The organism is Lentilactobacillus parakefiri (assembly GCF_002157585.1).
In the GTDB taxonomy this organism is placed as follows: Bacteria; Bacillota; Bacilli; order Lactobacillales; family Lactobacillaceae; genus Lentilactobacillus; species Lentilactobacillus parakefiri.
In genome coordinates this window covers 1-12,345 of the sequence record NZ_BDGB01000057.1, presented here as the reverse complement: position 1 = coordinate 12,345, position 12,345 = coordinate 1, and the positions used below count along the sequence as shown (strand labels likewise).

Annotated in this window: 11 protein-coding genes, 3 pseudogenes and 1 riboswitch; of the genes and pseudogenes, 8 read left to right on the top strand and 6 right to left on the bottom strand. The window is 44.9% G+C overall.

The window, feature by feature from the left end; translation table 11 throughout:
• Nucleotides 1-521: 521 nt before the first annotated feature.
• Nucleotides 522-1,205, bottom strand: a complete 684-nt coding sequence (locus tag LPKJCM_RS06230; RefSeq protein WP_057962695.1) for an NADPH-dependent F420 reductase — start codon at nucleotides 1,203-1,205, stop codon at nucleotides 522-524.
• A 2-nt stretch (nucleotides 1,206-1,207) separates the two neighbouring features.
• Nucleotides 1,208-2,246: pseudogene (locus tag LPKJCM_RS06225) on the bottom strand (LLM class flavin-dependent oxidoreductase).
• A gap of 171 nt (nucleotides 2,247-2,417) precedes the next feature.
• Here LPKJCM_RS06225 and LPKJCM_RS06220 point away from each other — a divergent pair.
• A complete protein-coding gene (locus LPKJCM_RS06220; RefSeq protein ID WP_057962694.1) occupies nucleotides 2,418-2,684 on the top strand; it encodes a type II toxin-antitoxin system prevent-host-death family antitoxin in 267 nt (88 codons plus the stop codon).
• Entirely contained in the window at nucleotides 2,681-3,028 is a 348-nt protein-coding gene (locus tag LPKJCM_RS06215; protein WP_057962693.1) for a type II toxin-antitoxin system RelE/ParE family toxin, read from the top strand. The genes LPKJCM_RS06220 and LPKJCM_RS06215 overlap by 4 nt, the downstream gene beginning before the upstream one ends.
• 255 nt (nucleotides 3,029-3,283) lie before the next feature.
• Here the strand turns inward: LPKJCM_RS06215 and LPKJCM_RS06210 are convergent.
• A pseudogene (locus LPKJCM_RS06210) lies at nucleotides 3,284-3,694 on the bottom strand (thiamine phosphate synthase); the annotation flags it as partial.
• On the opposite strand from LPKJCM_RS06210, the pseudogene thiF reads away from it, so the two are divergent.
• From thiF to LPKJCM_RS06190, 5 genes and pseudogenes are all read left to right on the top strand, one after another.
• Nucleotides 3,690-4,196, top strand: a pseudogene (gene thiF, locus LPKJCM_RS06205) (sulfur carrier protein ThiS adenylyltransferase ThiF); the annotation flags it as partial. The pseudogenes LPKJCM_RS06210 and thiF overlap by 5 nt on opposite strands.
• 13 nt (nucleotides 4,197-4,209) lie before the next feature.
• Complete coding sequence (locus LPKJCM_RS06200; RefSeq protein ID WP_057962692.1) at nucleotides 4,210-4,986, top strand: thiazole synthase; 777 nt, start codon at nucleotides 4,210-4,212, stop codon at nucleotides 4,984-4,986.
• A gap of 10 nt (nucleotides 4,987-4,996) precedes the next feature.
• Entirely contained in the window at nucleotides 4,997-5,353 is a 357-nt protein-coding gene (locus LPKJCM_RS13535; protein ID WP_225364145.1) for a hypothetical protein, read from the top strand.
• On the top strand, nucleotides 5,302-6,216 hold the full coding sequence (locus LPKJCM_RS06195; protein WP_225364146.1) for a hydantoinase/carbamoylase family amidase: 915 nt from the start codon (nucleotides 5,302-5,304) through the stop codon (nucleotides 6,214-6,216). The genes LPKJCM_RS13535 and LPKJCM_RS06195 overlap by 52 nt, the downstream gene beginning before the upstream one ends.
• Before the next feature lie 16 nt (nucleotides 6,217-6,232).
• The gene (locus LPKJCM_RS06190) at nucleotides 6,233-7,480 is read left to right on the top strand and encodes a dicarboxylate/amino acid:cation symporter (protein ID WP_057962691.1); all 1,248 of its coding nucleotides are present in this window, start codon (nucleotides 6,233-6,235) and stop codon (nucleotides 7,478-7,480) included.
• Nucleotides 7,481-7,796: 316 nt separating this feature from the next.
• Here LPKJCM_RS06190 and LPKJCM_RS06185 read toward each other — a convergent pair whose 3' ends face one another.
• Nucleotides 7,797-8,042: a hypothetical protein gene (locus LPKJCM_RS06185; protein ID WP_057962690.1), complete on the bottom strand. Its 246-nt coding sequence runs from the start codon at nucleotides 8,040-8,042 to the stop codon at nucleotides 7,797-7,799.
• 70 nt (nucleotides 8,043-8,112) lie between these two features.
• Nucleotides 8,113-8,457, bottom strand: a complete 345-nt coding sequence (locus tag LPKJCM_RS06180; protein WP_087069574.1) for a hypothetical protein — start codon at nucleotides 8,455-8,457, stop codon at nucleotides 8,113-8,115.
• 106 nt (nucleotides 8,458-8,563) lie between these two features.
• On the opposite strand from LPKJCM_RS06180, the gene LPKJCM_RS06175 reads away from it, so the two are divergent.
• Entirely contained in the window at nucleotides 8,564-10,078 is a 1,515-nt protein-coding gene (locus LPKJCM_RS06175; protein ID WP_057962688.1) for a multicopper oxidase family protein, read from the top strand.
• A gap of 57 nt (nucleotides 10,079-10,135) precedes the next feature.
• A riboswitch (M-box (ykoK) riboswitch) is annotated at nucleotides 10,136-10,300 on the top strand.
• Nucleotides 10,301-10,955: 655 nt separating this feature from the next.
• Here the strand turns inward: LPKJCM_RS06175 and LPKJCM_RS06170 are convergent.
• Nucleotides 10,956-12,254 carry a cation:dicarboxylate symporter family transporter gene (locus LPKJCM_RS06170; RefSeq protein ID WP_057962687.1) on the bottom strand — a complete coding sequence of 433 codons (1,299 nt, stop codon included), beginning with the start codon at nucleotides 12,252-12,254 and terminating at the stop codon, nucleotides 10,956-10,958.
• Nucleotides 12,255-12,345 lie beyond the last annotated feature (91 nt).

Sequence of the window (12,345 nt, the reverse complement as noted above, 5' to 3'; positions counted from 1 at the left end):
TTAAGGGTCGTTATTGGACTAAGCGGAGAAAGCTGGCTTAAATAGCACGTTTCCACTAGCTAGAAGTTGAGAACACTGCTACTAATCTACATCTGGTATGAAGAACAATAGTGAGCGACGAAACCCGGGTTGACCCCGGAACATAAGTCAGAAAAATCATGGATGAACGATTCTTGTTCATCCATGATTTTTTTGGCTTATGTGGTTGGGGGTCAGGGTTGTCGGAGCTGTCCTCAAAGGCAGCCTAGTCTGAAATGAACGAAAGTAAAGTAACTAAGCCGAGTATCAGTGGTAATTTTGCCATAGTTTCATCGTTAATTTGATTGATGATGTTCTTAGTTATCCTTTGTGTAATCTTCACGTCAATAACTCTTCTTATTGAGAATCTCAGTTTGAATAGTGTCAACTTCCAACTTTATATATCCCCATACAGTGAATATCATCATACAACCACCTAAAAAGACCAAATAGTGAGAATTCCCCCCTACTTGACCCATATTAATTAAAGACTTGATTAAGCACTATCCTTGTTCGCCAGCCTGAATCTTCTTGCCAAATTCAGTTTCGTCAAAATGATCAATCACGTTCTGCAAATCCACCTTGGTTAGACTGGCACCAAACAATTCACTGCCGGGTTCCGTCATGATGCCGTCGGCGATGTTGTAGTGCACGACGGTGTCAAAGCCCATGGTGTCCACAAATTGGGCAACTTGATCGACAGCGGCTTTGTTGTCACCAGCTACAAATAACGCTTTGCGATTCTCCGCCCCAGCTGGCTTGGCCTCTTCCTGTAAATTGTGATAGCCCATGTGATTAAAAGTTTTCACCACGGTGCTCTTATTAAAATACTGCTGAACCTGTTCACTGGAGGTTGATGAAGGATCCAAAACTTCTTCTCGAATCCCGTCAGTTTCCCACCAGTAATTCATGGCGTCAATCACTAATTTACCCTTCAGCAGCTTCGGTTTAATGTTTTTATACCGACTCAACGGAATCGCCAAGATAATCAAATCACTTTTAGCAACGACACCCTGGTTAGTTGCTGGAACTGCCCCTGGCACCAAAGTTTCGATAGTCATGGCAATTTTCTCAACCGATCCTGATCCGGAAATCCGCACGTGATAACCAGCTTTTAATGCTAACTGAGCTAAAACAATGCCCACTTTGCCAGCACCCAAGATGCCCACATTTTTAATTTCAGCCATGACTAGCCCTCCTCGGACAAAATTTCTTTAACGCGTGGAATCACCTTAGTTGCGTATAGCTCAATCATGCGTTCACGCTGCGCAGCCGTTTGGTTTCCGGCTCCGTAGACCAAGTCGAAGCGACCGAGGTTCATCAGGTTAATGGTGCGGGCCATCCGTTGAGCGACGTGCTCCGGATTGCCCACGTAAAATGACCCAACCTTGGTTTCGCCGTCAAACTGTTCCCGGCTCATCGGTGCCCAACCGCGGGTCAAGCCAATGCGGTCGAAATTGGCTTTAATGTTCTTCCAAGCCACTTCAACGGCTTCGTCCTCGTCGTCGGCAATAAAGCCATGGGAGTGAACGGCAACGGGTTGAACCGGCATATTGTATTTTTCGGCAGCCTTCTTGTACAAATTCAGATACGGCACAAACCGATCCGCCTGGCCGCCGATAATTGCCAAGATAACCTTGTAACCATACCGGGCGGTCCGAATAATTGATTCGGGTAAGCCGCCAATACCGATGTAAGTTTCAATGCCGTTATAATCGGTCTTGGGATAGACATCCTGATTCTTCAAGGATTGGGTAAACTTGCCATCCCAGGTAATCGGCTTTTCTTTAATCAGTTGGCTGTACATCTCTAATTTTTCATTGAATAAATCATCATAGTCGGTCAAATCATAGCCAAAGAGTGGGAATGATTCGGTGAAGGATCCCCGTCCAAGCATCACTTGGGCACGGCCTTGAGATAAGAGTGGCGAATCGTTCATAGACCCGCACTGGATCATCCGAGCTTAACACAGTGACAGCAGTCGCCAACTTAATGCGGTCAGTCACCGAGGCAAGTGCGCCTAAGACAATTTCGGGGCTCGAGACACTGTAATCGGGACGATGATGCTCACCAATCCCAAAGACATCGACACCCAACTTGTCGGCCAACTCACCCTCCTTCACGATTTGGCGAATGGATTGGCCAGCCGTCAACAGCTCGCCGTCTTCTCCCCGAACGATATCGCCAAACGTTTCGAGGCCAAATTGTAATTTATCTACATCAACCATGCTCATGCTTTTTCCTCCCGTTGCTTACTTTTTGTAAGTATGATAATAGGTTATAGTAGTTTGGGGGAAATTGCAACGAAAATAGCTGGGGAAATTGCCTCAAGAAGTTCGAAGCATCCTCCGTTGTAAATTTGCAGCATGGTCTGTATACTTGCATCAGGAGGTGGAGATATGAAAACAACCAATCTCGGTATTAGAAACATCAAGCCCATTTCTGAGCTACGGTCGTACAATAAGCTTTTAGAAGAAGTAACCCCCGAGAATCCGGTCATTCTGACTAAAAATGGCTATGGTAAGTACGCGATTGTTGATATTGATGAGTTCGAGAAGTTCGAACAAAGTCAAGTAGCTGATGAGTTAGTCCAGATTGTTGAACATGCACGTAAAGGCTCCTTGCATTCACTAGAAGATGTTGAAAAGGAAATCAGGAACCGATGACTTATTCTTTAAACCTTTATGACGATGCCGTAAATGATCTAAAGTCAATCACCACTTACTTGGATAATCAATTCGACAGATCTGTCAGCGATAAAATATTATCAAAGCTGTTTGACCAGCTTGACAATTTGAGTGATTTTTCAAAAGCTGGCAAACCAGTAGAAACTATCGCCGAAGGAATTGATTTGCCTGAAGTTTACTATCTTAGAACTCCCAAGAACACAGTCTTGTATGAAGTTGATGGTACGCAGCCAGCAATCAATGTCCTTCGTATTTTGGATAACCGACAAGATGTTACTGTTCGACTGATTAAATATCTGAGTGATTATAAATTAAAAAAATGATGTATTATAAAAAGTCTCTCGGCAACTGCTGAGAGACTTTTTTCGTGATTCCCTGGTTATTGCGTTTCACTTGAATGCACTTATTGCACGACTGTATTTTGCCATTATGATTGTCAAAGATTATTAATAGATATATCGCCAACGACTTTATCTGAAAATTCCATACTGACAGAAAAGGGAAGCGTCAATCTGACCACTTCCTTTTTTCTGCCTTTTTCTAATTGGTTGAGTAAATATCCTCAAATCATCACCAACCTAACCAATCGCTTCTTCAACCGCATCCCGCAACTCCCGAGTAGCACTCGCTGGATCGGCAGCCTTCATAATTGCAGAAACCACTGCCACCCCGTCAACGTGCGCGCCGTCAATCGCCTCGACGTTATCAGCCTTCAAGCCGCCAATTGCATACACGGGAATATCCACCGATAGCTTGATCTTACCAAGGGTCTCCACCGAAGTATGAACCGTCTTAACGTGAGTCATTGTTGGGAAAATGGCGCCCGTTCCCAAATAGTCGGCGCCCATTTCTTCTGCAATTTTGGCCTGCTTCAAAGTCTTAGCCGTTGCCCCAATAATCTTCTTTGGCCCTAATATCCGACGAGCAATGTCCACTGGCAAATCACTTTGACCCAAATGGACTCCGGCAGCGTCAACGGCTTGGGCAATTGCTCTGACCCGAATTGGTGTCGGCCACCTCACCTTGATTGATTTTGACACAGTTGAGTTAAGCAATCTCAATCGCCAGCAGTTTAAGCTCAGCCAAGTAGACATGCCAAAAGTGGTTGCTTTGAAGCAGAATCTGCAGGAGTTCAACCCATTTATCGAAATTAAAATTCACCAGGTGAAAGTGACTCATGACAACGTAAAGGAATTATTTGCGGACGCAGACATCATCACCGAAGCATTTGATAATCCGGCTGCAAAGGCCATGCTGCTGGATGCCGCATCCGAGTTCTATCCCGATAAGCCGATTGTGATGGGTACCGGGATGGCGGGAATCCACAGCTCCAACACCATTGTCACCAAGCATCCCCGCGAAAATTTGTACATCGCGGGGGACGGTGAATCTATGGGTGCTGAAGGTCTGATGGCCCCCCGGGTTATGATTGCCGCCGGCCACGAAGCCAACATGATTACCCGGCTAATTTTAGGAGATACAGAAATCTGAGGAGGATTTATTCATGACAAACGAAAAAGATGAGTTAATGATTGGCGGACACGCCTTCACCTCTCGATTTATTTTAGGTTCAGGAAAATATTCATACGATTTGATTGATTCAGCCATTCATAATGCGAAAGCCCAAATCATCACGATGGCACTTCGTCGCAACAAGACCGGTAAGGAAAATATCTTAAACTACATTCCTGAAGGGATCACAATCTTGCCTAACACCTCAGGATCGACTAACGCGGAAGAAGCAATCAGAACAGCTCGAATTGCCCGCGAACTCAGCGGCAGCGATTTTATCAAGCTGGAAGTGGTTCCCGACAAGAAATATTTGATGCCGGATAACTATGAAACCCTCAAGGCAACCGAGGTTCTGGCTAATGAAGGCTTCATCGTCATGCCGTACATGCTGCCTGATTTGAACATTGCTCACCAGTTAGTGGACGCCGGTGCTGCAACCGTGATGCCTTTAGGCGCCCCAATTGGGACCAACAAAGGCCTGTCAACAAAAGATCTCATCCAAATCCTAATCGATGAAATTAACGTACCAATCATTGTTGACGCCGGAATCGGCCGACCAAGTCAAGCAGCCGAAGCGATGGAAATGGGTGCCGCAGCTGTCATGGCCAACACGTCAATGGCGACTGCCGGCAACATTCTCCTAATCGCTGAGGCCTTTAAGCTGGCGGTTGAAGCCGGCCGCAAAGCCTACCTGGCAAAACCAGGCCGGGTCATCGAACACGGTGCGGTCGCCTCATCGCCACTTACTGGTGTCAGCGCGGTGAAATAGGGGCGGTCATATGACAACAACCCAATTAACACAGTTAGCTCATCGCTTGGATACAATTAACCAATTTAAGACAAATGAGGTTGGTCAAAACCGGCTAGTGTATTCACCGACCTGGGTTGAAGCGCAAAGACAAGTTATCAAGTGGGGGTTTGAGCTTGGGTTTCAAGTGAGTGTTGACGATTTTGGCACTGCTTATCTGGACATGTCGGGAACTACTACATCCAAAACTGTCATTGCGACCGGCTCGCATATTGATACGGTTGCCCAAGGGGAAAATATGACGGTTTATATGGCGTTCTCGGTGGTCTTCAGGCAATTGAGAACCTCGTTGCAAAATTCGGTCGCCCGAAAAAGACCCTTCGCTTAATCTCATTTAATGAGGAAGAAGGCAGCCGTTTTCCAGACACCTTTACCGGTTCGAAACACTACACTGGACAACGTGTCGATTTGACCATGAAGGATCCTGCCGGCATCCAATTTGACGACGCTAGAAAACATGCCGTCGCTGAGTTGAAACTGCCAGGAGTTCGCCATGAATTACCCGATTTGCCCACTAGCTTTACCGAACTGCATATCGAACAAGGTCCCCGACTAATTGATGGTGGTCTTCAAATCGGCTTAGTCACCGCGATTGTCGGTCAGCGCCGATATACCGTCACCGTCAGGGGAATTGCCAATCACGCGGGGACGACACCAATGAATGACCGTGCCGATGCGCTCCAACGAGCAGTTGACCTCATCGTTGCGCTTCGAAATGCGGCTAGCCAGTTGAAGTCGGATTTGACCTTCACGGTTGGGGAAATGCACGTTTCGCCCAACACGTCTAACGTCATCCCCGGCCTGGTCACGTTTACCATTGACTGCCGAAACAACGATGAAGCCGTATTGGATCAATTCGAACACCTCATTCATCAAATTGTTGAAACACCGTCGCACGCCAAGATATCAAGCTCAGTGAACCGTTGGGCTGAAAGCAATGTCACCCATTTAGATGATCAATTACTCGAAAATAATCAACAGCTCGTCGATCACTTGGGCTTCAAATCAGTTCAACTTGCTTCGGGTGCCGGCCACGACAGTCAAATCATGGCTAAGGTGACCCGAACAACGATGATTTTTGTGCCAAGCATCAATGGCATCAGTCACGCGCCAGAAGAAAATACGAGTGAAGCCGATTTACTTCATGGCGTCGAATTATTAGCAGCAAGCCTCCACCAACAAGCCTATTAAGTCTGGGGGAAATATTGTGAGACACATTAGTATCACTGCACAAATTGGAATTGGGATGATTGGCGGGGCACTTCTTGGATTGGCATTTGGTCCAAAAATTGCCGGCGTTCAATTATTAGGAAATATTTTTCTTCGCCTGATTCAAATGGTCGTCGTCCTGCTCATTTTCGGGGCGGTCATCGAAGCACTTGGTAGTCTAAAATCCGATCAACTGGGAAGATTGGGTGGTAAAACTGCCATGTGGTTCCTGATCACAACGTTGATTGCAGCAGTCCTCGGCTTGGCAATTGGTTACGCAGTCAATCCGGGCAGTGGCATTAAGCTGGCTTCAGTCAGCACGTCGGCAACGGTTGCCAAGGCGGGAACTAATTTTAGCCAAACTGTCTTGGATTTCTTCCCAACAAATATCTTTGATGCCCTCGCCAAAGGGAATGTCATTCAGGTCATTATTTTTGCGATTTTGTTCGGAATTGTTTTAAACCGTGCCAATACTGACGGCAAATTCAATCAAGTCTTGCGTTTCGTCAAACAGATAAACCAGCTAACTGTCAAGCTGGTGATGCTGGTGATGAAGCTTGCCCCGATTGGGATTGCTGCTCTGATGGCCTGGGTTACCGCAACCAGCGGGATTAAAGTGATTCTACCCCTACTCAAATTCCTCACGGCATTTGGGCTCGGGTCGGTAGCTTTCTTGATTGTCCTGTTTGGCTTTATCAGCTGGTACGCCAAAGTGCCGCTGCGCGGATTGGTCCGTGGCTTTTCAAGAATCATTTTGGTTGCATTTACAACAACTTCTTCGGCCATTTCATTACCAATTGAAATGGAAGACGCTGAAAGCCGGTTGGGGGTTGAAAAATCAATCAGCCAACTGGTTCTACCATTGGGAATGGCGTTAAATAGCAACGGGCTGGCAATGTATTTATCATTGTCATGCCTAACGCTTACCCAACTGTATGGAATGTCCGTTTCACCAATGTCAATGGTTAAAATTGTCTTACTATCGGTCATTGCTTGCCTGGGAACAGTGGTTGTTCCCGGTGGCGGCCTGGTAGCCTTGACAATTGTTGTCCCAACTTTGGGACTGCCATTGCAAAGAATTGCCATTTTAGCCGGCATCGATTGGTTCTCAGGAATGTTTCGAACGGTCCTCAACGTGGTTGGAGATACAACAACCGCGATTGCAGTCGCATCGGACGAAAAATTACTCAACAGAGACCCATATAAGGTTCATGCTGACAAAATGGCGCCAAAGCACAACTTGTGAGATCACTTCTTCGATTAAATGTTCCATAGATTTACGCGGGGAAAACCTGCGACACTTTTCTACCACAATTAAAGAGCCAGTCCCATGAGATTACTAGACGTCTCGTGGCACTGGCTCTTTTATGACTAGACATGATTTCTAGGCCTAGTGAAATTCGTTCAGTTGTGTTCTCACCTCAAATCAGGATCACACAACTCCACTCTTAGTGGATAACGCACAGATTTTCATGCAATTAGTAAAAAAGATGGTCCAAATCCGGACTCATCTTTCTTTTCTTGCTGATGCACTAGAGCTAATTGCCCTGCTGCACCACCTTCTATTCATGGTGGCTAATACCACCTAATCGTTCAATCGTTTCTTGCTTGAGGTAGTAAGGGGTAACTCCATCGTCAATGGCTTTGGTTAACAACCCCTGGGCCTGCTTTTGAGCAAGAATCGTCGGTACCTTCAAAGACATGACTGATTTGTTGATCACCATTTGATGGACGTCAACGTCGGTCTTGTATTGCAACTTCTTGGTGCTTTGCTTTTTCTTTGATTTTTCGGTCTTTCCTTTAGCCATGAAAATCCCTCCCCACTACTCTGTATAGCTCAATAATAGCAAATTCACAATTGAATGTATATTCAAAAGCCTAGTCGCGATCGGGAACTTTTTGGAATTTTTCTTGATACCATTGATCCCAAGAACCGGCTTTCAAGCTCCCATTTTGATCATACGCCGGGTTGATCACTGAAATCACGTGTTTAAGGTCCTTGCCGCGTTGTTCCAGTAAATCTTTTCTCATCTGTTCAGGAGTGAAGGACTTGTTTTCGAAAATATAATGGTTAATATCGGCTAGGTAATAATCCACTTTATACTCAGCCAAAATTTCCAAGTCATTTTTCTTGAACCATCGAAGGTAAAAATCGATAAAGTCTTCCACTGCTTTGTTGGTTGCTGTCTCATCTAACTTGTCGAAAGATATTACATCTGCCACAGTGACACCTCCTCTTGTATTTCCATTATGCCACAAATCCTGTATTTACGTCTAATTTAGTAGTATTATTAAGTTGAATCCAATACAAACAAAGGATGCGGATAAAATGTCAGATCGAAAAGTTTACACAGATTATTTCTTTGACGAACCAGCTTATAATACCCATGATGGTGGCTTCGTTCCCCTGGAGGAACCCACCACACCACAACAGCCACTTAAGATTCCGGAATTGCTGCAACCGGATAAAGAGACTGAGTCCGACATGTATTACACGGTTATCGCTCAAACGGGCGAGGTGCAGTTAATGCCTGGTAAGAAGACCAAGACTTGGGGTTATAATACTGACCTGCTTGGTAAAACGATTTTGTTTAAAAAAGGCAAAATGATTCATATTACCTTAAAAAATGAGCTGCCGGAGTTAACTACGTTTCATTGGCACGGTTTAAATGTACCTGGCCCCATTACTGATGGTGGCTGTCACGCGCCGGTTTATCCGGGAAAGAGCACCCAAATTGAATTCAAGTGTGATCAGCCCGCCGCAACTTTGTGGCTCCACGCCCATCCATGTCCATCCACAGCTCAGCACGTTTGGAAAGGCTTAGCAACCGCAGTCGTTGTGAAAGATGATGTCGAAAGCAAACTGCCATTCCCCAGAAATTATGGCGTTGACGATATTCCAGTGATTTTACAAGACCGTCGCTTCCACGAGGACAATCAGTGGGACTACACGGCCGACTATGACCCTGACGGCGTGCAGGGGCCAACTGCGATGATCAATGGTACCATTAATCCATACTTTGATGTAACCACACAGCGGCTCAGATTGCGCTTCCTAGATGGTGCTAATCGCCGTGAATGGCGGCTTCATTTTAGTGATAATTTGAAATTTACTCAAATCGCTTCAGACGGTGGGATTCTCCCTGAACCCGTCGATTTTACCCACCTGATGCTCACTTGTGCTGAGCGAGCAGAAGTGATCGTTGACTTTGGTCAATACAAGCCTGGCGATGAAGTCACGTTATTCTGTGATGATGTCCCAATCATGCGTTTTAGAATTCATGAATTTGCGCATGACAATACCACCTTGCCCGATCACCTAGTCGATATTCCAGATCCAGATGTGACTCCTGGCGCTCCGGTCCACAAGGTCGTCATGTCTGGAATGGACGAAGAAGTCATGATGAACGGGAAGAAATTTGACATGCAGCGGATCGACGATAAGCAAAAGCTCGGCAACGTTGAATATTGGGACATCAGTAATACCAACGATATGAGTAACGGAATGGTCCACCCTTATCACATGCACGGTACTCAGTTCAGAGTTGTTTCCCGAAATGGCCACGCACCATATCCAAATGAAAACGGCCTGAAAGATACGGTCGGTGTCAATCCGGGTGAAACCGTTCGCTTAAAAGTCTGGTTCAACCATTTAGGTGTTTTCATGAACCATTGCCACATTATCGAGCATGAAGACGGCGGCATGATGGCGCAGTTTGAAGTCTATGATCCTGATCATCCAAAGAAATATCAATTAATGGATATGGATACTTTGATGAATGCTTTTGCTAAAGAGCGTGGCGTCAAGGTTGAAGACCTTAACATTCCTGGAATGGATATGTAAGCCTAATTGTTGCGGATGATTGGGTGACGTGATATGATAACTTATGGAATGAAAAATGAATAAAGCTGTTAGGTGAGGCTCCTATGTGGAAAATGCTACTGCTCAGAAACGTCGAAAAACGCCAATGAGTCAGCTGTCCCAGTCAAAGTAAGGCTTGGACTAACGTAGCTGTTAATTTTAACTACATCACATAGTGCTAAAGCTTAACGACTGGCGACAAGTGTCTAAGTGTGTGCAGTCGTTAGCGGCTGGACACTTTTTGTTACCAAATAAAACTTTGAAGAGGTGAGAGTTATGACAGCAGAATTTATAGACCCAGGAGCGACGAAGCATCAGTCTACCAAGGGAAGCCCGGTTGTGATAACTCTCTTCCGACTTTATCGTTGATGAGAAGTTGTGATAACCGATCTTCCCGAATTGAATAATTGTTTGACGAATCTAAACTTTTTGTTTCTTGCTTACTAGCTTTACAGCTAAACGCATCACAAGAAATTTCCCGACTTCGTTTGTTTAGATAAGTCAACTTTTGGGAATTCGGTTAATGCAATTTCTCGGTGGTCTCGAACACTTTGGTACTGGCGTACTTTTGATCGGTCGACTACTCATGGTCGAAAAACGCTTCACCTTTTAGGAAACTAATTGGGGAGAAATAATTAATCGTGTTAAATTGCCACACATAAAGCGATAATAATAGTAATTATGAGGGCCAAACCTCCAAGAATCCGGTGGAAACTGATTCTTGACAGATGACTGCTATCTTATCGACCAATAACATTATAAAGCCGTCAACGTAAAATCGTTGGCGGCTTTTAATTTGTCATTCAAATACAAAAGGGTCGGAGCAAAATGGTTCATTTTGCCTCGGCCCTTTTACTATCTATCCAGCTTCTTCAACCGGTTTTTTCTTTTTAAATGAAGCAATGTATTTTTTAGATTTCTCTTCATCAAATTCTTTTTCAGATTTACCAATCACGACGGTAGCGAGTGAGTTCCCCACCACGTTCACGGCAGTCCGCCCCATATCCACAATTCGGTCAATTCCGGCAATAAAAGTGAGCCCAGTAACCGGTACGCCAATCGTCGAAATGGTAGCCAGCAATACAACAAATGAGGCACCTGGCACCCCGGCCATTCCTTTAGAAGTAATCATTAGGACGACTAATAAAGTGATCTGTTGGCCAATCGAGAGATTAATATGATAAGCCTGGGCAAGGAACAAGGCAGCAATCGATTGATAGATTGCCGATCCATCCAAATTAAAGGTATAGCCGGTGGGAATGACAAACGAAACGATTCCCTGACTACTCCCAAATTTGTCCATCTTCTCAATCATCTTCGGCAAAACGGCTTCAGAACTAGCGGTCGAAAATGCCAGAACAATCTCATCTTTGATAACTAGTAACAGGTCAAAAATGCTAAAGCCGAAGATCTTGGCAACGATTCCCATAATAATGAGGATAAACGCCGCCATTGTGACGTAGGCAATTGCCACAAAATAACCTAGTGGAATTAAGGCACCAATCCCCATTTCAGCCAATGCAACCCCAATCAAGGCACAAACTCCAATGGGAGCAGCATGCATAACCCAATTAGTCACTTTAAACATGACTTCGGCCACAGCGTTTAAGCCGTCGATTAGAATCTGTCCCTTCTCGCCAATGGCCGCAATTCCTAAACCAAAGAAAACTGAGAAGAAGATCACTGGCATCATGTCACCGTTTGCCAAGGACTTAAAGATGTTGGTGGGGATAATTCCAAGCAAAGTCCCCCAGATACCGGTATGCTGCGCGGTCTTCGCGGTCGCCATATATTGACTAATATCAGATCCATGTAGCGAGTGAATATCAATCAGTGTCCCAGGGTGCAAGACGTTTGCGACAATCATTCCAAGTGCGATGGCGATCGTCGTCATTAACTCAAAGTAGATGATCGTCTTTAGACCAACTCGGCCAAGTTTCTTAATATCACCCATACTAGCAATTCCAACTGTTAAACATGAAACGACAATTGGTAAAACAATCATTTGAATCAGGTTAATAAACATGGTTCCAATATTCTGCATGGCCGTTATTGCGGTATTATTCTTGTAAAAAATCACACCAAAAAAAACACCAAGTAATAGACCAATCAGAATCTGCCAGCCGAGGCTCAGCCGGTAAGTTCTGTATCGTTTCATAATTTCACCCGTTTTCTCAAAAATATGTACTATTTTAATATAAAACAAAAGCCTCAATTGTCAAATCAAGTGCAACACTAAGAATCTATTC

Coding starts and splice junctions, on each gene's coding strand:
- LPKJCM_RS13535 (WP_225364145.1), top strand. CDS start 4,997: ATGACAACAACCCAATTAACACAGTTAGCTCATCGCTTGGATACAATT.
- LPKJCM_RS06215 (WP_057962693.1), top strand. CDS start 2,681: ATGACTTATTCTTTAAACCTTTATGACGATGCCGTAAATGATCTAAAG.
- LPKJCM_RS06185 (WP_057962690.1), bottom strand. CDS start 8,042: ATGGCTAAAGGAAAGACCGAAAAATCAAAGAAAAAGCAAAGCACCAAG.
- LPKJCM_RS06200 (WP_057962692.1), top strand. CDS start 4,210: ATGACAAACGAAAAAGATGAGTTAATGATTGGCGGACACGCCTTCACC.
- LPKJCM_RS06170 (WP_057962687.1), bottom strand. CDS start 12,254: ATGAAACGATACAGAACTTACCGGCTGAGCCTCGGCTGGCAGATTCTG.
- LPKJCM_RS06220 (WP_057962694.1), top strand. CDS start 2,418: ATGAAAACAACCAATCTCGGTATTAGAAACATCAAGCCCATTTCTGAG.
- LPKJCM_RS06230 (WP_057962695.1), bottom strand. CDS start 1,205: ATGGCTGAAATTAAAAATGTGGGCATCTTGGGTGCTGGCAAAGTGGGC.
- LPKJCM_RS06175 (WP_057962688.1), top strand. CDS start 8,564: ATGTCAGATCGAAAAGTTTACACAGATTATTTCTTTGACGAACCAGCT.